Below are 18,440 nucleotides of genomic sequence, written 5' to 3'. Positions count from 1 at the left end.
ATGGCCGCGTTTAAGGCGAGTAAGTTCGTCTGCTCGGCAATGTTGGTGATCACGTTCGTAATCTCCTCAATACTCCTACTCATCTCAGAGACTTTTCTGACTGTGCTTTCGATGTTGCTCATCATTTCTTGGATGCTTTCGATTTGTTTGGCTGAGATTTCGCCTTTTTGTCTGCCTTCGTTGGCTATTGTGACGACTTCGTTTACTGCCGCCTCGAATTCGTCCATTGCTCTGACGCTTTCTGCGCTTGTTTCTGAGACGAAGCGCATTCCTTCGGTTATTTCGTTAATGTGCTCTTGTTGCCTCTGTGCTTCAATGCTAACCTGCTGCACTGCCTCGTTTACTTGGTTGATGGCTTCAGTCACGTCAGTCGTAATCTGGGTGAGGATGTTGGCTCTCTTGTCCAGTTCGTTGGTGACGTTGACCATTTCGCTGATTAAGCCCTTAAGTTTGTGGGTTGTGTCTCTCAAGTCTTCCAGGATTTCTTTAAGCTCTCCCTTGGCCTCCATGCTCATGCCGTTGCTCAAATCACCCTCCGCCAAGCGCTCTAGCTTGCTCGCTATGGTGTTGAGTGTTCCTACTAGGTCTTTTCCTACGGCTTCGAAGGCTTTTATGAGGGCTCCGATCTCGTCGTCTTCAATGTAGTGGATTTGGTTGAGTTGCTTGTTAACTTCGCTCAATCTTCCTTCTGCCAAAGCCTGCGCAACACTCCTCAACTCCTCAAGCGGCCTGAGTGAGTTTGACACCATCTTGTACGAGACCCCTATGAGCGACGCTGAGATTGCGAGGATGAGGAGGCTGAGCATGAGGGCGGAATTCGCGGTGGTCTTCTTGGTGTCCTCTATGACTTTGATCACTCCCGCGCTTATCTCGCTGACTGGGACCTTGGCAAAGACGTACCATCCGGTGCTGGGTATCCTGACGCCAGCCGCAACAGATTGGACCCCGTTGAATGTGTACGTCACGACGTCCCTGTCTTTGCCGCCCTTCACGATATCCGCGATCGGCTTGAGGCCCGGCTCGTTGAAGACGTTGAGGTTCATTATGTAGTCGTGGTTCGGGTGCATGTATATGGTTCCGTCCGTTCCAACGACGTAGGCGTAGCCGGTGTCGCCGATGGTGACCCCGTCTATCCTCTTCGTCAGGGTGTCGATGAAAACGTCCAGTCCGATGACACCGACGAGCCTGCCGTTGTAGTGAACGGGAATTGCATAGGTAATAACCCACTTCCCACTTGAGGCGTCCTGGTACGGCTCGCTCCACGTCGGGCCGTTCTTCTTAACGGCCTCCTGGTACCACGGCCTGACCCTCGGGTCGTAACCCTCGGGAAGTTCCTGTCTGGGATATATGAACATGTTGCCATTCGCATCGCCAAAATACACTGCGCTGAGGGAGGACTCGGAGTCGGCTATGACCGCGAAGTGCTCCATGAGAAGCGGCTGAAGTTTGTCGGCGTAGCCGGGATCGCCGAAGTCTATTCCATCCAGCTGGAGCTGTTTCAGGGACAGCTCAACGGAGCCTTCCGTGGCACTGCCGAGGGATTCCACGGTGCTGAAGAATCCCTGGAACTCCGTGGCTATGGCGGTGGCCTGGGCCATTGCGGCCTCCTGGGCCTGTTCCTCTACAACAGGTGTCATCTTTGTTTCGATCAGTTTGGCGGTATTGTTGCCGGTGTACAGCATCATTCCTCCTGCTATCACGGTTACCAGCAAGAGCGCCACAACCACGATGCCTATCACCTTTTTCTTAAACTCCATCCATAACCCTCCCCGACGTTTCTTAGGTTGTCAGTACACCCTCTCTGTTATCTGCCCGTTGGAGACCCTACGCATTTTAACCTTGCCCGTGGATAGGTCGAGATAAATCGTCCTTCCGCCTTTCCCGCCGGTATCCTCTGCCACTATCTTTATCCCGTGCCGTTTAAGCTCCCTTTTTGCGACTTCGACGTTTCTCTTGCCTATCATGAGTTTCTCCGTGGTGACGTTTGTGAACATGTGGGCGCCGCCGAATATCTTGGCCTCAGCGCGTCGGGGGTTCCCTCCTATCTTCCGGATGTCAGATATGAGGAGTTCAAGCCCAGTATCCACATACTTCGCCGGATTTCCTTTGTTGCCGTAGTAGCTCGCCTCCGGCAGGAGGGCGTGGAGCAGACCGCCTACCTTCGTCAGGCGGTCGTAGATGGTTATGCCAACGCAGCTGCCCAGGCCGTAGGTGCTGATTATTCCGACCTTTTTGCCCACGGCGTAATCTCCGATTCCAACCTTTCTCTCTCCCAAGACTCAACCCTCGCCGGAACCGTTTTCCTCAGGGTCGGTATTCATCCCTGCTTCCGCCCCCTCGCTCCCGGGGAGGTTCCCCTTCGTTCCAATGCTTTCTATCTGGGCTTCGAGTCTGCTCACAAGCTTGTCAAAGGCATCTTTGGTTGGAATCAGGTAAAAGAAGCTTTCCACATCGGTGTTAGCCTGGTAGAACCTTGTCTTGAACGCCAGCACCTCGGTGACATCCCTGAGGTCGGGTCTTGCCAGCTCCCTCTCGGCATCGTACAGGCTCTCCGCGGGTTTGGGGGGGCTGAGCGAGACGGGTTCTCCGATGAGCTGGGCGAGTATATCGGTGTAGACGGAGATAAGTATGTTACCTATCTCCATGATGGCGGAGCGTCCCATCTCGTCCATACCCTCGTCCCCTGGGTCCATTCCGAGCAGGAGCGATACCAGCGCCCTGACGCTCTTCTTCGGGAACTGGAGTATCGTGAGGCCGCTCAGTCCTTCCGTTATGTCGAACATCACGACGAAGCTGTCCCGAATACCCCTGCTGGCGATCATCGCCAGAAACTTTGCCCGCGGCAGTACCTCCACCGTCGGGGGTTCCATCTCAATCTCGCCTATCATGTTTGAGAGTGCCGTAAGCGCGTGGCTCATCGCTATGTTCGACGCTTCCCTAAATATGTCCTGATACCACTCCGACGACCAGCTCTTGTGCTCGCTCATGCAAATCCCCCCAGAAGGGTTTCGATGATCTTCTTCATGGAAGCGGGGTGGGGCAGTATCATGAAGTGCTCTTTGAATTGGACTGTTTCCATGTGGATGGTGGTCTTGAAGAGCATGGTGTAATCGCAGTACTGGCCGATGTCTGCGAGTGCGAAGTCCAGTATCGCAGGGGTGAAGTCAACCGCCATATCTGGCGGTGTCTGGTCTATCCCCTCCCCGAGGAATTCACTGAGGGCGTTGGCGAAGGCGGAGATTAGGATGTTGCCTGCCTCTATGACTGCGGACCGCACCATCTCATCGAACTCCGCTGTTGAACCGGGGGGCATTCCTGTCATTAAGTCAAACATCCTGAGTGCATCCTCAAAATCCAGAAAGAAGAAGGCGTGGCCATCAAAGCCACCGCTGAGTCCGATGTAGACGGCCACCTTTACGTCCTCTCCCACCCTTTCAGGCACGCTCTTGATGGGTACTATCTCTATTTCCGGTACGGTAATGTTGACGGTGAGACCCGTCATCTCGCTGAGGGCATCCGCGGCCTTGGAAGCACCTATGTTGAAGGTTTCGACCAGCGCGCTCTTGGCGAACTCATCGAGGGCTTTGATGTACTTCCCATAGTTCTCAGAGTCCACCCCTACCACCACCGAGCAGTCCGTTTATCTCAATGATTAAAACAACACTACCGTCTCCGAGTATAGTGGCGCCGGCGAAGCCGCTGATGTGTGAGAGCATCTTTCCGAGGCTCTTGATGACTATGTCCTTCTTGTGGAGGAGCTTGTCAACGCCGACTGCGACCTTCTGTGCGCCGAGGTCTATTATTATCGCCGGGAACTCGTCCTTCTCGGGAACCGGCAGTCCAAAGAGCTCGTGGAGCATTACGACGGGTATTATCTCGCCGCGGAGCACTATTACCTCCTTGCCGCCTATGCTCTTCAGGTTCTCACGCCTGATCTCTATGCTCTCGAGTATGTTGTTTATCGGAACCGCGTAGACCTCCCCCTGGACCTCAATGAGCAGCGCCTGGATGATAGCCATGCTCACCGGCAGCTTGAGCACGAACACGGAACCTTTGCCCACCTTGCTCTGGACGGATATGCTTCCATTGAGGCTCTTGACGACGTCCTTGACGACGTCCATGCCCACGCCCCTTCCGGATACGTCGGTGACCTTCTCCTTCGTGCTGAATCCGGGCAGGAAGATCAGGTTTATCGCTTCCTCGTCGCTCATCTCCATGGCCTGCTCGGGGGTGATGAGGCCCTTCTCCAGCGCCTTCCTCTTTATCTTCTCGGGATCGATGCCACGACCGTCGTCCTTTACTATGATCTCAACGTGGCTTCTCTCGCGCCTCGCAATGAGTTCGAGCCTGCCCGCGCGTGGCTTTCCAGACTTCTCCCTTTCTTCCGGCGCTTCTATTCCGTGGTCTATGGCGTTCCTCAGGAGGTGGACGAGGACATCACCGAGTTTGTCGAGTATCGTTCTGTCCACCTCTATATCGGCGCCCTCTATGACAAACTCGACCTCCTTGCCCATCTTTCTCGCCAGCTCGCGAACCATGCGCGGGAACTTGTTGAAAACTTCCGCCACCGGCGTGAGGCGCATCTCCATGATCTCGTCCTGAAGCTCGGTGAGGAGCCTTGAGAGGGTTGAGAGGGTCTCCAGGAGTTCCCTGTCTCCGAGCCTCTCCGCTATCTGCTCCAGCCGGCCCTTCGTGATGACCAGCTCACCGACGAGGTTCATCAGCCTGTCCAGATGGCCGACGTCGACCTTGATTATCTTGGAGACCTTCACCTTGGGGGTCGAGGGAGGTTTCTTCTTTTTGGGGGCCTTGGTTTCCGCAGTGCGGGGGGCTTTTTCTTTTGATGGGCTCTCCTGGACGGGCCTTTGGGCATCGACGACATCGCCCTCGGTGATTTCAACGTCCTGAACATCGGGATGCTTGAGAACCGCCTTGGATATCTCCTCCTGAGAAACGTTTGAGACGAGCAGAACCCTGAAATAGCGCCCGTCGATTAGCTCTCCGTTCTGAATCGCAATGGGGTCGGGAATGGTTCTCTGAACGTCTCCAATCTTTTGAAGATCCTGGAGAACCAGGTACGAGCGCACCCCTTTGAGTGGGGCGTCTTTCTGCACGTACACCGTGACAGTGTACGTTTTCGCACCCTCGCCCGCGGCCTGTCCCTGCACCTCGACCTCGGCATCATCGACCTCGGGATGCCGGGTCACGATAGTTTTTATCTTCTCGGGGCTCTCTTCGGTCGCGATTACGAATTCAAGTACATCCACATCGGCTTTTCCATCCTCAATGACGCTCCGATCGGGGGTGGTCTCGAGGACTTCGCCGATGCCTTCCAGGTCGGAGAGTATCAGGAATCCCCTGATGCCCCTCAGCTGGGCGTCTTTGTGGAAGTAGACTCTAACACGGTATACCCTGCCTGGGATGCTTCCCTCAGGGGCCTCACTCTCGGGGGCTTCGCCCCCTCCCTCGCTCTCCTCCACCTGGGGCGGTTCCGCAGGGGGTGCCGCCTCCTCTGCGGGACCACTCTCGCGTTTGGCACCTTCTCCTTCGCCAAAGAACCTCTCCGCCTTGGCGAACAGCTCCTCTACGTCAAAATCTCCCTCGTTGCCGTTCTCCTCTATGCTGTCGACCATTCCCTCAATGGCGTCGAGAAACTCCAGAAGTACATCGATAAGCTCAGGCGTCGGCTCCACCTTTCCGCTCCTCACAAGGTCAAAGAGGTTCTCCATCTTGTGGGCAACCTCGCTGAGCTTCATGAAGCTCATCGTGGCGGCTGTGCCCTTTAGCGTGTGAGCATCGCGGAAAATCTGGTCTATCATGGCCTTCTTCTCTTCCTCGCTGCCCCCGTCCCTGACGATTTTCTCCAGCGTTAGTATGGCGTTGCTCAGGCTGTCTATCCTATCCCTCGCGTCGGCGAGGAACTCATCTAGATACTGCGAAAGATCTTCCACCGGCACCACCCCGGTTAACTTTGTTTACTGCCATCACCATCGTCTCTGCAATTTTATCCAGCGGGACGACATGGTCCACCATGCCGGTCTCAATCGCGGCCTTGGGCATGCCGAAGATTATGGAGGTCTCCCTGTCCTGTGCTATCGTGATTCCTCCCTTCTTCTTGATGGCGACTATCCCCTGGGCCCCGTCCTTGCCCATTCCTGTCATGACGATGCCGACTGTCCTGCGCCCGAACACCTCCGCGGCGGTTATCATCATGGGGTCGGCGGCAGGCCGCACGCCGTGTATTTTCGGTTTCTTGTTGAGCGTTATGACGGGCTTTCCGGCCCTCATCTGCACCTCCATATGGTAATCCCCGGGCGCCACGTAGGCCTTCCCTTCCTCTATTGGATCCCCGTCCTCAGCCTCTTTGACCTCTATCTTGCTCAGACCATCGAGTCTCTTCGCAAAGGACTTTGTGAATCCCGGCGGCATGTGTTGGACGAGCAGTATCGCGGCTTTCAGGTTCTCTGGGAATTTTGGAAAGATCCTCAGCAGAGACTGCGGGCCCCCTGTGGAGGACGCTATGGCGACAACGGTCTTTGCCGGGACGCTGGGTTTTCTGGTTTTGATCTTCTGTGCCCTGAGCAGTCTCGTTCTCCTGAGCTCTAGGAACCGTCTTGGAACCCTAGCGGCCTCTTTGATCTTCGCCGTTATCTCATCCCGCATCTCCTTCATGTTGATGGAGATGGAGGAGCTCGGCTTGGGGATGAAGTCTATCGCCCCGTACTCCAAGGCTTTGATGGTGGCCTCGGCGCCCTCCTGGGTCAGGGCGCTCACCATTATGACCGGGAGGGGGGTCTGCTTCATTATAACCCGGAGGGCGTCGAGGCCGTTCATCTTGGGCATTTCAATGTCAAGCGTCACGACGTCCGGCCTGTGGAGCTTTGCTAAGCTGATGGCCTCAATACCATCCCTGGCTTCGCAGCAGACCTCCAGCTCGGGATCCGAATTTATGATGTCTCGGAGTATTTTTCTCATGAACGCGGAGTCGTCGACGACCAGTACCCGGATTTTTCGAGAGGGGGAGCTCAGCGGCATCAAAATCCACCCTCAGCTGGACAGTACTCTGGCTATCTCCTCGAGCACCTTGGGGGCCTGGAACGGCTTGACTATGTACCCTGAAGCCCCTGCCTTGAGGGCCTCCATGACCTTTCCTTCCTGCCCAACCGCGGTGATCATTATTATCTTGGCGTCTGGATCCACCTTCTTTATCTCCTGAACCGCCGTAATGCCGTCCATCTCGGGCATGACGATGTCCATGGTGACCACGTCCGGCTTCAGCTCCTGGTACTTCTGGACCGCCTCGCTGCCGTTGCCTGCCTCCCCAACGACCTGGTGGCCGCCCTGGGTCAGTATCTTCTTCAGCAACATGCGCATGAAAGCGGCATCATCCACCACCAAAACCTTTGCCATGTTTTTTCACCTCCAGATTTTTGCGATAGATCCTTGCAACGAGGTCGTGCAACCTAAACATCTTGGCGGCATTGCCGAGGATCGTCTCGGTCTTGCCGAGTACGAGATACCCGTGATCCTCCAGCGAATCATAAAGTTTAGCGAATATCTCCTCCTGGGCGTCCCTTTTTATGTATATGAGCACGTTGCGGATGAATATAATATCGAACCCCTTCGGGTACGTGGTGCTGAAGAGGTTGAACTGCCGAAACTTGACCAGGCGTTTTATCTTCGGTGAGACCCGGTACCGCTCGTCGCTTACGCGGGTGAAGTACTTCGGTATCATGCTCTTGGGTATCTGCTTCTCAATGACATCCACGGGGTATTCCCCCTTCATGGCCACCGACAGGGCCTCCCTGTCTATGTCCGTCGCCAGTATGCTGACCCGGAATCCGTCGAGGTTTTCGCCCAGCGTCTCGTACAGCGTCATGGCGATCGAGTACGGCTCCTGTCCCGTTGAGCAGGCTGCACTCCATATCTTGAGGGAACTGCTGTGAATCTCCCGCTTGTACTCGACCAGCTCGGGCAAGATTTTCTTTTCGAGGGTTTTCCAGACCACCGGGTCTCTGAAGAACTCAGTGACATTGATGGCCACGGTCAGCAGGAGCTCGTCGAGCTCGCTCCTGTTTGCCTTTATAAGTCTGTAGTACTCGGTGTAGCTTGCGATTCCCAGTTTCCTCATCCTTGCCCGTATACGTCTCACGAGGTACGTGTCCTTGTAGGCGTCACTACTAACTTTGAGGTGGCGGAACAGCTCCCGCTTGATCCTTATATAGCCGGGATCCTTAACATCCATCATCTATCTCACGCATCCGTTGGGGGGTCTCCCAGGTGTTGGACTGGATATTGTAGACTCCACAAAAGCCTTGCGCTTTTGGCATAAAAAATCTTTGTGTGTAGATGGTTGTGTAGGTGCATAGGTATATTGTTACGACTTCCCCGGTTATTATTGTAACGCGTATTAAGGGTTATTACCTACATGCGAAACTCTTTTATCTCCCTGTCTCCATGGTTAAATAGTGCTGCTGGGAGGTGTGGCCAGTGAATCGCATCGTTGCCATAACGGCAGTTGGCTCAATCCCTCTGATAACCCTCGCCGGTACCCTGGTGGCTCCATCCGTGGGTCTCATTCTGGGTCTAGGTGCATCCGCAATCGTTGGCGCGTACGTCTCAAGAACGAGGGATAACTCCCTCCGGATTCTCGGGGCGGTTGAGGACATCTTGGAGGGAAGACATCCCGATGTAAGGGGCATCGATGAGGAAATTGCTGCCCGTCTCATCTCCATCGAACACAAGGCTGAGGCCATAAGAAAACGCAGGGTGACTGTTTCACAGCCCTGTTCCCTCGAGGGGACGGATACCGCCCTGAAAAATCTTGAAGACGCCCGGGAAAAGATCTCCTCCCTCCTCCCCATGCTCGAGATGGATGCCTCGGCGGACCCCGATTCCCTGGCCAGTCTGGTGGAGAGGGAGCGCTCCAGCATCGCCGAGCTGGGGGACTACATCCAGACCCTCACCGCGGGGATAGAGGAGATGAACACGCAGGCCCAGGCGCTGACCGACTACGCCCTCGAAACTGCTGACATGGCCGAGAGGGGCAAGAAGATTTCCGACAACGTTGCCCTAAACGTGGCCAGCATAACCGAGGTTAACCAGGACATGGAGCGGGCGGTCTCCATTCTCGTCGAGCACTCCAAGCGCATCGGGGAGATAGTTGAGGTTATAGGGGGCATCGCTGACCAGACCAACCTTCTGGCACTCAACGCCGCCATTGAGGCCGCCAGGAGCGGGGAGCACGGCAGGGGCTTCGCGGTTGTTGCAGAGAACATCCGTGAGCTCGCCGACCAGTCCAAGAAGTCCACCGACCAGATAACCGAACTCATCAGGGATATGCAGGAGAGCATAGACACCGTCGTCAGCTCCATCAAACAGGAGTTCCGTGTCACGGAGGAAATAAAGGATGCCGTTCAGGAACTCATAGCTGCATTTGACGACATCGCCAGACGCGCCAATGAGACCGCGGGCATGATAAAAGACCTCTCGGACAGCATAGACGGGCAGGCCCAGTCGGTGCAGATGCTCATGGACACCATAGACGGTGTTTACACCATCCAGAACGACATCTCGGACGTGATGCTGCCCCTCGTGGACTTCCTCTCAACGCTCCAGCTGCGTTTGGATGAAATACGAAAGGGTCTTAAGGCCCTTGAGGAATCTATAGACGAATCCAGAACCCTGCTGGAAAACGTTAGGAGTGCCCGGAGGTGAGGTGAATGGCCGAAATTCAGGTAGTGGCTTTTATGGTTGGAAACGAGGAGTTCTGTCTGGATATCTCGAAGGTCAGGGAAATCAAGGAAATGATGCCCATAACGCGCGTGCCCAACTCCCCGGACTTCGTTGAGGGTGTCATAAACCTCCGCGGTCAGATCACCACCGTCGTCAACCTCAAGAAACTCCTCGGGTATTACGACATGGACGAGGACCTTTCCACGAAGAAGATAATCATCGCGGAGGTTAAGGACGAGGTTATCGGCATTATAGTCGACTCCGTCTCGGACGTCATAACCCTGACCGACGACCAGATCGACCAGCCACCCAAGACCCTCACAAGCCGCGTGGACATCCGCTACATAAAGGGCATAGCGAAGATAAACGATGGAGAGAGGCTCCTCATAATGGTCGACCTTGACAAACTCATGGGGGAGGAGTTCTAATCCCGGGACTCACAGCAGGTTCAGCTCTTTCAGCAGGTCTTCGACGTCCCGGTCTTTCGTGTCTTCCGTCTCCTCTTTCTCCGCGCCGAGCTTCAGCATGAGCCTCTGGACCTGCTCCTCCAGCTTCCGCAGCTCCTCGAACTGATGCCGGAGCTTTTCGTAGAATTCTTTCTCGACTGGGGTTACCGGTATCGGCTCCTGAAGTCCCTCCGCTATCCTGTCCAGCTCCCCCGCCAGCTCGTAGACCGCCCGGTGGATGTAAATAAAGCTCTTCTCTGGGTTCAGCTCTTTTTCCCTGCCGTCTCTCACAACCTTCATTGGCAGATCGAGGCGCTTCACGCGGACCACTATCTCGTTGAAAGTTGAGTAAACGCTCTCATCCGGAACCGAGACAACCGCCAGTTTGCGGAGGTTCTTGAGGAGTTCTATGAGGTTCTCTTTCAATCCCCGGAACTCCCTCTGCCCCTGTCCAGTGAGCACGTAGACCTTGGCTATATCCCGCATTGAGAGAAGGGCCCGTTTCGCCTCGGCCATTCCATCCTTGAGCTTCTCCGGTTGAAGCGTCACGGCGGCCGTTATAATCTCCAGGAACTCCTCAACTTCGGACTGCTTCCGCCTCTCGATGACGTCCTCCAGGTGTTCTATCTCCTCCTCAAGCTCCGCCAGAATCTCCCTTTTAAGCTCCTCCTTAAGCTCGTCCTTTGTGGCCATCACCGCGTCTTCCAGCTCCTCCACCCTGCGCCCCGTTCTGTCCAGCTCCCTCTTCAGGCTGCCGATTTCGTAGTCCACCTTGGTTTCGAGTTTCTGGAGGTCCCTGAGCCCCTTTTCCACTCCCTTGAGCTTCTTTTGGAGTTCGTTCAGCTTCTGGATGAGCTCCCCGCGTACGTCCTCCTCCCCGGAAGAAACGTTGGTCCGGACCTCCCGGATCTCCGATTCAAGCTCCTCTTTGAGCTTTGAGAATTTTGACTCCAGCTCCCCGAGTTCTTCCTTCAGCTCGAAGTGCCTGGCCAGAACTTTGCTGGTGACGTCTTTGACGTAATACGCCAGAACCACTGCGACCGCCGCGGTGATTGTCACTTCGACCAGCATTACTCTCACCTGACTTCAACGTACTCCAATTTGTTTCGATGGTATTTAAGATTTTATGAATGTTCTCCGGCTGGAGGGGGCGAAAGCCTTTGTCGTGATTATCATATATTGGATAATTTTCAAACAATTGGATTCTTCGTCCGTCGGCCCGATTTATACAATTTTTGGGTGGGGATTCTACAAATGGGGCAAATTTACGCGGAATTATTCCCAGAGACAAACCAAAAACGTTATATATTCTACAACCATATCTAAGGTATGGGGCTACAACCATACCCTGCACATGGAGGCATTGACATCCAGGATGGGTTTCAGTGGCTGTCCTTGCTATAATCACAGTGATTGATCTTGGAACCACTGACTTTGGGAGGGGGGAGTATGGACACAGTAATCGTGGACCCGCAGGTGTTGCGCTCCCTTCATCGTAGCGAACTCAGGAAGAAGATACTGATGTACCTGAGCGAAATATACCCGTCAGCGACGTACCTTTCTGAGATCGCCAGGGTCGTCAGTTCTGATCCATCCAACGTTAGGGGAGCACTGGTTGGTTTGGGCAACAGGTACAACGGAGAGAGTTCCCTTGTTTACCTGGGTCTTGTGGAGGAAGTCTCAAACAATGGCTTCAAGTACTACCGTCTGACGGACTACGGTAAAAAGGTCGTGGATTATCTTAAGGAGTACTACCGCTACTACCGGAGGTTCATGTGAGGTGTGGTGCCATGAATCCCGCCGATATCGTCGATGCCAACATCGAGCAGATGGTCAAGTTTTCCGTGCTCCAGATAATTGGACTCGGAACAAAGCACGGCATATTTCCTCTGCTCTCCAGGGCCCCAACGGTGCAGGAGCTGGTTGACCGTGTGGGCCTGCCCAACAGGCGCCTTCTTCTGGACTTTATCGACACGCTGGAGCGCCTGGGAATAGTGGCCGAGAAGGACGGCAGGCTTCACCTCAACGGCTTTACGTACACCGTGCATGTCCCAGGGGAGAGGTACGACCTCCTGATTCATGACTGGGTGCCCGTTCTGGAGGAGATATACCGCATGGTTGACTACGCGTTCATAACCCCCGTCCATCCGCACGTTCTCATGGACTTCGATAAGGACGCCGACTTCTGGGACATGCGCATGAGCACCCGTTTCTCCGCGGTGTACCGCAACGCCATGGCCCAGGCCGCGGGCCTAAGGCCGGGTATGCACGTACTCGACATCGGTTGCGGCTCGGTGTCTCCTGTCCAGTTCGCCGAGATGATAGGCTACAATGGCTTCTATCTAGGAATCGACTACTCTCCGGCGCTTCTGGAGATAGCGAGGGCCAGGGTGGAGATGAAAAACCTGCCCGTTGAGCTGAAGGAGATGGACGCGAAGCTCATCCGTCCGGTTAACGAGTACGACGTGGTCCTCATGAGTTTCGTCCTTGAGTATGCCAAGGACAGGGAGAGGGTTCTCAGGGGTGCCCTTGAGACGCTCAAGTCCGGTGGGAAGATGGTGGTGCTTGAGCCGTTCAGGGACGCCTTTGCCCACATTCAGGCCCTCGAGTTCTTCGAGAGCCTCAACAAGGACTTCATTGGCTTCCCCTCCGCGGGGGAGATTAGGGACGTTATCCTGGAAGAGGGCTTCGACGTCGAGATAACCCGGCCCGCCAGGAGCATAATGGTAGTTAAGAAGATGTGACCCCCGGGCCTTTCTTTTCTCGCTCTTTATGTCCCCCGTTGAATATTGATCCCCTGCAAATTCCCAGTTAGCGCCCTCTTCCGGAATACCCCTCAAGTTTTCCGCGCCCCCGGACGCTGTTTTAAGCACCTACATATGCACCTACACAACCACCTACACTACTAAAAACAAAAAAGGGCTTTATATTGGGCCAACGTAATCTCCAGCGCAAAGAACCCCCAGGGGGTGCATGGAAAATGAAGGCCAGGACACGGAAAGGTGCTGTGGGTATTGGAACCCTGATTGTGTTCATAGCCATGGTGCTGGTTGCCGCTGTTGCGGCGGCCGTGCTGATTAACACGAGTGGCTTCCTGCAGCAGAAGGCTTCCAGCACGGGCAGGGAGACCACTCAGGAAGTCGCCAGCGGAATACAGGTCGAGAGGGTTGTTGGTAAGGCCAACAGCCTTCCGAGCAGCCAGTACATCCAGCAGCTTGCCGTCTACGTCAGCCCGAACGCCGGAAGCTCGGGAATCGACCTCAGCAACACCAAGATAATCCTCAGGAGCGAGAGCACTGAGGCCGTTCTTAAGTACGACGCTTCTGCCACCAACAAAGCCTTCACTGACGCTGTTGTCAGTGATATATTCAAGGTTCAGACTGGGAACACAACCACTTGGACTGACAGTGACAGTGACGGTGTTGACGACAACACCAACGCCCTCGCCGCCTGGAGGTACCTCGACCAGTCCACCAGCGAGTTCGGTATCGTTGTCCTTCAGGATGCCGACGGCAGCCTTACTGCTGCTCACCCAACGCTCAACAAGGGAGACCTCGTCATCCTGACGGTTCTCGTTGGAAACCTTGACGTTGACAACACGGACTCTGACAACAATGTTACCACAGGTACCGAGAGTGGCGTCTTCGGTTCAGGAATAGCCCCAGGCAAGAAGATCACCGGCGAGATAGTTCCGGAGTTCGGTGCCCCTGGCGTCATCGAGTTCACCACTCCCAGCACCTACACCGACGCCGTTATGGAACTCCAGTGATGTCTTTTCCTTTCCACTTATTGAGGAGGTGAGAGGCTATGTTTAAGAGGCTGAGGAAGAGGGGTGCTGTGGGTATTGGAACCCTGATTGTGTTCATAGCCATGGTGCTGGTTGCCGCTGTTGCGGCGGCCGTGCTGATTAACACGAGTGGCTTCCTGCAGCAGAAGGCTTCCAGCACGGGCAGGGAGACCACTCAGGAAGTCGCCAGCGGAATACAGGTCGAGAGGATAGTCGGTAAGACTGACACCAACAAGGAGTACATCCAGCAGCTTGCCGTCTACGTTGGCCCCAACGCTGGGTCAGCTGGCCTTGACCTTAGGAAGACTAAGATAATCATCAGCGACGGTAGCCAGCAGGCCGTTTTGAACTACAAGGTTGGTGACAACGTTCTCACTATAGACAACGAAAGCACGGATTCAGATTCAAAGACTATCTCAATATCTGGATCTGGCTCTCTCACGTTCGGCTTTGAGAACAGTAGTTCAGCTGCCAATGTTACCATAAGCGACGGAACCACTCCCTTAAAGTTTGCACTCGGCAGTCCGGATACTACCAACTCTCCTAACTGGACTGGAACCATCACTATCTATGCGGATGATAGGACCGTACTCGACTTCGGAACCACCGGAAAGCTCGTGCTGAACGGAGGATCAAACACAATAAATGTCATCGCCAACGACACCGACGCTAACAACATTGTGGATCAGCTTACCCTTACAGACGCTGAGGGCAACAGCATAACTGTTAACACTGGATCCGCTTATTCCGTGACTATCTATGATTCCGCATACACACCAACCTCTGCTCTGGCAGGGGGCATATTCGAGAGTTCGAAGAACGCATGGCTCCTCCTTGGCGCTGCCACTGACTACGGTATCATCGTCGTCCAGGATGCCGACAACAGCGTCCAGGCACTCTATCCGACCCTCAACAAGGGCGACCTCGTTGCACTGACCTTTAACGTCGGAAACGGTGGGGGAACTGCTATCTTTGGTCAGGGCATCCAGCCGAGGACCAAGATCACCGGCAAGGTCGTTCCGGAGTTCGGCGCCCCGGGCGTCATCGAGTTCACCACGCCGACCAGCTACACAGACGAGATCGTGGAGCTCCAGTGATGTCCTTTCCAAATTTTTGAGGAGGTGGTGTGAATGTTCGGTAAGAAGAAGCGCGGTGCGGTTGGTATCGGAACCCTGATAGTATTCATCGCCATGGTGCTCGTTGCCGCGGTAGCCGCGGCAGTGCTCATCAACACCAGCGGCTACCTCCAGCAGAAGAGCCAGGCCACCGGAAGGCAGACCACCCAGGAGGTCGCGAGCGGAATAAAGGTCACCAGCGTCGTTGGATACGCTCCTGAGATTACTACTGGTGTCTATGACAACATGATGAGGCTTGCCGTTTACGTCAGCCCGAACGCGGGCAGTGACGGCATAGACCTTAGAAAGGTTAAGATAGTCCTCAGTGACGGCAACAAGGAGGCCACCCTAGAGTGGGCCAACCCTGCTGACTACTCCAACGCATACACCAATGAGCCAGTCAGTGATGTATTCGCGGATTCGATTGGAACTACTAACGTTTTCCAGTGGAGCAATATCGACGATACTCACTTTGGCATCATAGTCATCCAGGACGATGATGGAAGCGTACAGAAGAGCTACCCAACCCTCAGCAAGGGCGACCTTGTTGTCCTTGCCGTCAGGACTGGAGCAGTCTTTGACAACGATGGGGATGGCACTTACGACGAGCAGAATGTTGATGGTATCGCTCCCAACACTAAGATCACCGGCCAGGTCGTTCCGGAGTTCGGCGCCCCGGGCGTCATCGAGTTCACCACTCCCAGCACCTACACCCAGAGCGTCATGGAGCTCCAGTGAAGCCCAGCGCTTCTCCTTCCCTTTCGTTCTTTGAAAATTTTCAGGGGGTGATACGTTGAGGAGGGGAGCAATAGGCATCGGCACGCTCATCGTCTTCATAGCAATGGTGCTGGTAGCGGCAGTGGCGGCAGGGGTCATCATCGGCACCGCCGGCTACCTCGAGCAGAAGGCCCAGGCGGCCGGGAGGCAGACCACCCAGGAGGTCGCGAGCGGGCTTAAGGTCATCAACATCTACGGCTACACCAACGCGACCCCGCCGAGCAAGGGGACGATAAGCAGGATGGCGGTATTCATAGCCCCCAACTCCGGGAGTGAGGGTATAGACCTCAGCAACGTTAAGATAGTCCTCAGCGACGGCGCCAAGCTCGTGGTGTACAACTACAGCGGTATACTCTACAAGGGTGTCGTCGATGACCTCTTCAACAGCACGGAGATATCGAGCAAAATCTGGGACAACACCACCTTCACCGATACGAACTTCGCCATAGTCGTCATCCACGACGGCGCGAGCGAGATGGACGTGAACCACCCGAACCTCGAGTGGGGCGACATGGTGGCACTCCTCGTGAAGACCACAGTATTTAAGGCCGAGAACGGAGAGAAGGGAATAGGGCCAGCCACCAAGATGGTCGGCAAGGTCATCCCCGAGGTAGGTTCCGCGGGAGTTATAGACTTCACGACCCCCGCGACGTATAACTACAACGTGATGGTGCTCCAGTGAGGTGAGAACATGAGGCGCGGTGCCATCGGTATTGGAACGCTCATCGTCTTCATCGCGATGGTGCTGGTAGCTGCAGTGGCCGCGGGAGTGCTCATCAGCACCAGCGGCTACCTCCAGCAGAAGGCCATGGCCACCGGCAGGCAGACCACCCAGGAGGTCGCGAGCGGAATAAAGGTGATGAACATCTACGGCTACACCCCGGCCGACCCGCCCGGAAGCGGCAAGATAACCAGGATGGTGATCTACGTTTCCCCGAACGCCGGCAGCGGCGGCATAGACCTCGCCCATGTCAAGGTCGTCCTCAGCGACGGCAAGAGAATGGCGGTCTACAGGTACTACGACCCCGACCAGGACTCGGGATTGCAGGCGGACTACTTCCTCTACTCCGGCGACGTCAGCAACGTGGTCCCTGACGTTGGGGAGAACCCCACAACCGGTGCCGTGGACGTCAGCTCCTACACCCCGGCAACCGCCGGTGACATACCGACTCTCTGGAAGAACCTTTACTACTATATGAACCAGAGTACCCCCAAGATGCTCTTCGGCATCGTCGTCGTCGCTGACGCCGACGGGAGCCTGAGCGGGAGCAAGGAACACCCCAGCCTCAGCTGGGGTGACATAGCGGGCATAACCCTTTGGACGATACCCTTTGACGATGATGACAACCCTGCCACCGGCTACGGCATCGGCCCCGGCACCAAGGTCACGGGCAAGGTCATACCCGAGAACGGTGCGGGTGGGGTCATAGACTTCACCTCGCCGAGCACGTACACCGACAACCTGATGGAGCTTCAGTGAGGGGGTGGCGTAGGTGGCGCTGGATTTCCTTTCGTCATTATTCAAGAAAAAGCCCAAGGAGGAGGCCACCCCTGAGGCAGTGGAGCCCGTCTTTGAGGAGGAGCTTGAGGAGCGCGTGGAGAACAGGGAGGAGAACGAGCAGCTGACCCAGGTGCTGGAGCGCGTCAACGAGATCGAGAACGACATCCCGAGGATAAAGATAAGCATCGACACCCTCAAGAAGCAGATTCAGGAGCTCCGCGACGACATCGACAGGCTCGATAAGACCATCAAGGACGTCATGATGCTCTACGAGGTCATCAGCCAGGAGATAAACCCCTTCAAGGAGCAGATGGGTCAGGAGAACCCGCTCACCAGTGAGATTCAGGACCTCAGAAAGGAACTGGAAGACTTAAAGCTGGAGATAGCGCAGTTGAAGAACGACATTAAGGTGCTCGCCGGTTACGGTGTTGACCTTGACTCGATAATCTACGAGGTGCTCGCGGAGGTGTGAGGCGTGGAGATGACAAGGCTGGTCACGGAGGCCGACATAAACGCCAAGCTCGCGGAGCTCAAGGGCAGGGTTCCAACGGTGGTCATCAACGACCTCAGGGAGAAGCTCATCGCCAGGAAGGAGAATCTGACCTACGACCAGCTCGACAAGATCGTTCAGAAGGTGCTCGACACCTACGGAAGTCAGGCGGCCAAATACGAGCAGCTCAACAAACGCGTCGATGAGCTGGGCAAGAGGCTCACCGACCTCGGCCTCCAGCTTGGAAGGCTCGTTGAGGCTCTGGAGTCGGCCAAGTTTGACGTCCAGGAGAAGAAGGCCGAAACGGTCTCCAGGAAGGTTGAGGAAGTTCACGAGAAGATCGAGAAGCTCGAGGGGCTTCTCGAAGAGGAGGAGAAGGAGGAGGTTCCGGAGGAGCTGACCCAGAAGCTCGACGAGCTTCAGGAGAAGGTTGAGGAGATAGCCGAGAAGGTGGAGGCACAGACCGCCGCCGAAAAGCTCGAAGAAGCCCAGGAGAAGCTTGAGGAGCTTCAGGAGAAGATAGCGGCCGGAGAAGCCGTTTCGGAAGAGGAGCTCAGGGCCGCTGAGGAGGCCGTCGCGGAGGCCGAAA

General features: G+C 55.4%; 19 protein-coding genes and 2 pseudogenes. 12 read left to right on the top strand and 9 right to left on the bottom strand.

What is annotated here, in order from left to right; translation table 11 throughout:
- The 8 genes from APY94_RS11055 to APY94_RS11020 all read right to left on the bottom strand — a co-directional run.
- Nucleotides 1–1,757, bottom strand: a 1,757-nt coding sequence (locus tag APY94_RS11055) for a methyl-accepting chemotaxis protein (RefSeq protein ID WP_058939682.1), incomplete at its 3' end; no start/stop codon positions are given.
- A 30-nt stretch (nt 1,758–1,787) separates the two neighbouring features.
- Nucleotides 1,788–2,276 carry a chemotaxis protein CheD gene (locus APY94_RS11050; protein WP_058939681.1) on the bottom strand — a complete coding sequence of 163 codons (489 nt, stop codon included), beginning with the start codon at nt 2,274–2,276 and terminating at the stop codon, nt 1,788–1,790.
- A 3-nt stretch (nt 2,277–2,279) separates the two neighbouring features.
- Nucleotides 2,280–2,987, bottom strand: a complete 708-nt coding sequence (locus APY94_RS11045) for a chemotaxis protein CheC (RefSeq protein WP_058939680.1) — start codon at nt 2,985–2,987, stop codon at nt 2,280–2,282.
- Nucleotides 2,984–3,616, bottom strand: a complete 633-nt coding sequence (locus APY94_RS11040) for a chemotaxis protein CheC (protein ID WP_058939679.1) — start codon at nt 3,614–3,616, stop codon at nt 2,984–2,986. The genes APY94_RS11045 and APY94_RS11040 overlap by 4 nt, the downstream gene beginning before the upstream one ends.
- Nucleotides 3,606–5,951, bottom strand: a complete 2,346-nt coding sequence (locus APY94_RS11035) for a chemotaxis protein CheW (protein ID WP_058939678.1) — start codon at nt 5,949–5,951, stop codon at nt 3,606–3,608. Before APY94_RS11035 ends, APY94_RS11040 begins: the two co-directional genes overlap by 11 nt.
- On the bottom strand, nt 5,923–7,035 hold the full coding sequence (locus APY94_RS11030; protein ID WP_058939677.1) for a protein-glutamate methylesterase/protein-glutamine glutaminase: 1,113 nt from the start codon (nt 7,033–7,035) through the stop codon (nt 5,923–5,925). Before APY94_RS11030 ends, APY94_RS11035 begins: the two co-directional genes overlap by 29 nt.
- 12 nt (nt 7,036–7,047) lie before the next feature.
- Nucleotides 7,048–7,410 carry a response regulator gene (locus tag APY94_RS11025; RefSeq protein ID WP_058939676.1) on the bottom strand — a complete coding sequence of 121 codons (363 nt, stop codon included), beginning with the start codon at nt 7,408–7,410 and terminating at the stop codon, nt 7,048–7,050.
- Nucleotides 7,385–8,248, bottom strand: coding sequence for a CheR family methyltransferase (locus tag APY94_RS11020; protein WP_058939675.1), 864 nt, complete (start codon nt 8,246–8,248; stop codon nt 7,385–7,387). Before APY94_RS11020 ends, APY94_RS11025 begins: the two co-directional genes overlap by 26 nt.
- A 242-nt stretch (nt 8,249–8,490) precedes the next feature.
- Here APY94_RS11020 and APY94_RS11015 point away from each other — a divergent pair, with 242 nt between their 5' ends.
- A complete protein-coding gene (locus APY94_RS11015; RefSeq protein ID WP_245610468.1) occupies nt 8,491–9,717 on the top strand; it encodes a methyl-accepting chemotaxis protein in 1,227 nt (408 codons plus the stop codon).
- Between the two features lie 5 nt (nt 9,718–9,722).
- Nucleotides 9,723–10,163 (top strand): chemotaxis protein CheW, encoded by a 441-nt coding sequence (locus APY94_RS11010; RefSeq protein ID WP_058939674.1) that lies wholly within the window; start codon nt 9,723–9,725, stop codon nt 10,161–10,163.
- A 9-nt stretch (nt 10,164–10,172) separates the two neighbouring features.
- On the opposite strand, the gene APY94_RS11005 is transcribed toward APY94_RS11010, so the two are convergent.
- Nucleotides 10,173–11,252 carry a hypothetical protein gene (locus APY94_RS11005; RefSeq protein ID WP_058939673.1) on the bottom strand — a complete coding sequence of 360 codons (1,080 nt, stop codon included), beginning with the start codon at nt 11,250–11,252 and terminating at the stop codon, nt 10,173–10,175.
- Between the two features lie 378 nt (nt 11,253–11,630).
- Between APY94_RS11005 and APY94_RS10995 the strand changes: the two genes are divergently transcribed.
- From APY94_RS10995 to APY94_RS10955, 10 genes and pseudogenes are all read left to right on the top strand, one after another.
- Nucleotides 11,631–11,960, top strand: coding sequence for a helix-turn-helix domain-containing protein (locus APY94_RS10995; protein WP_058939671.1), 330 nt, complete (start codon nt 11,631–11,633; stop codon nt 11,958–11,960).
- An 11-nt stretch (nt 11,961–11,971) separates the two neighbouring features.
- Nucleotides 11,972–12,925, top strand: a complete 954-nt coding sequence (locus APY94_RS10990) for a class I SAM-dependent methyltransferase (RefSeq protein ID WP_058939683.1) — start codon at nt 11,972–11,974, stop codon at nt 12,923–12,925.
- A gap of 236 nt (nt 12,926–13,161) precedes the next feature.
- A complete protein-coding gene (locus tag APY94_RS10985; protein ID WP_058939670.1) occupies nt 13,162–13,950 on the top strand; it encodes a flagellin in 789 nt (262 codons plus the stop codon).
- A 38-nt stretch (nt 13,951–13,988) separates the two neighbouring features.
- Nucleotides 13,989–14,585, top strand: a pseudogene (locus APY94_RS14020) (archaellin/type IV pilin N-terminal domain-containing protein); the annotation flags it as partial.
- The gene (locus APY94_RS14015; protein WP_281176043.1) at nt 14,586–15,065 is read left to right on the top strand and encodes a flagellin; all 480 of its coding nucleotides are present in this window, start codon (nt 14,586–14,588) and stop codon (nt 15,063–15,065) included.
- A 33-nt stretch (nt 15,066–15,098) separates the two neighbouring features.
- Nucleotides 15,099–15,821, top strand: coding sequence for a flagellin (locus APY94_RS10975; protein WP_058939669.1), 723 nt, complete (start codon nt 15,099–15,101; stop codon nt 15,819–15,821).
- A gap of 55 nt (nt 15,822–15,876) precedes the next feature.
- Entirely contained in the window at nt 15,877–16,542 is a 666-nt protein-coding gene (locus APY94_RS10970; protein ID WP_058939668.1) for a flagellin, read from the top strand.
- 9 nt (nt 16,543–16,551) lie between these two features.
- Entirely contained in the window at nt 16,552–17,340 is a 789-nt protein-coding gene (locus APY94_RS10965; protein ID WP_058939667.1) for a flagellin, read from the top strand.
- A 13-nt stretch (nt 17,341–17,353) separates the two neighbouring features.
- Nucleotides 17,354–17,833, top strand: a complete 480-nt coding sequence (locus APY94_RS10960) for a flagella accessory protein C (RefSeq protein WP_058939666.1) — start codon at nt 17,354–17,356, stop codon at nt 17,831–17,833.
- Nucleotides 17,834–17,836: 3 nt separating this feature from the next.
- Nucleotides 17,837–18,440, top strand: a pseudogene (locus APY94_RS10955) (FlaD/FlaE family flagellar protein); the annotation flags it as partial.

The sequence above is a fragment of the Thermococcus celericrescens genome (assembly GCF_001484195.1).
GTDB classification, from domain to species: domain Archaea; phylum Methanobacteriota_B; class Thermococci; order Thermococcales; family Thermococcaceae; genus Thermococcus; species Thermococcus celericrescens.
This window is presented reverse-complemented; position numbering and strand designations above follow the sequence as displayed.

Bases quoted from the DNA above. Each gene is read 5' to 3' on its own strand.
- APY94_RS11045 (WP_058939680.1), bottom strand. From the start codon at position 2,987: ATGAGCGAGCACAAGAGCTGGTCGTCGGAGTGGTATCAGGACATATTT.
- APY94_RS11030 (WP_058939677.1), bottom strand. From the start codon at position 7,035: ATGCCGCTGAGCTCCCCCTCTCGAAAAATCCGGGTACTGGTCGTCGAC.
- APY94_RS11025 (WP_058939676.1), bottom strand. From the start codon at position 7,410: ATGGCAAAGGTTTTGGTGGTGGATGATGCCGCTTTCATGCGCATGTTG.
- APY94_RS11020 (WP_058939675.1), bottom strand. From the start codon at position 8,248: ATGATGGATGTTAAGGATCCCGGCTATATAAGGATCAAGCGGGAGCTG.
- APY94_RS11010 (WP_058939674.1), top strand. From the start codon at position 9,723: ATGGCCGAAATTCAGGTAGTGGCTTTTATGGTTGGAAACGAGGAGTTC.
- APY94_RS11005 (WP_058939673.1), bottom strand. From the start codon at position 11,252: ATGCTGGTCGAAGTGACAATCACCGCGGCGGTCGCAGTGGTTCTGGCG.
- APY94_RS10995 (WP_058939671.1), top strand. From the start codon at position 11,631: ATGGACACAGTAATCGTGGACCCGCAGGTGTTGCGCTCCCTTCATCGT.
- APY94_RS10990 (WP_058939683.1), top strand. From the start codon at position 11,972: ATGAATCCCGCCGATATCGTCGATGCCAACATCGAGCAGATGGTCAAG.
- APY94_RS10985 (WP_058939670.1), top strand. From the start codon at position 13,162: ATGAAGGCCAGGACACGGAAAGGTGCTGTGGGTATTGGAACCCTGATT.
- APY94_RS10975 (WP_058939669.1), top strand. From the start codon at position 15,099: ATGTTCGGTAAGAAGAAGCGCGGTGCGGTTGGTATCGGAACCCTGATA.
- APY94_RS10965 (WP_058939667.1), top strand. From the start codon at position 16,552: ATGAGGCGCGGTGCCATCGGTATTGGAACGCTCATCGTCTTCATCGCG.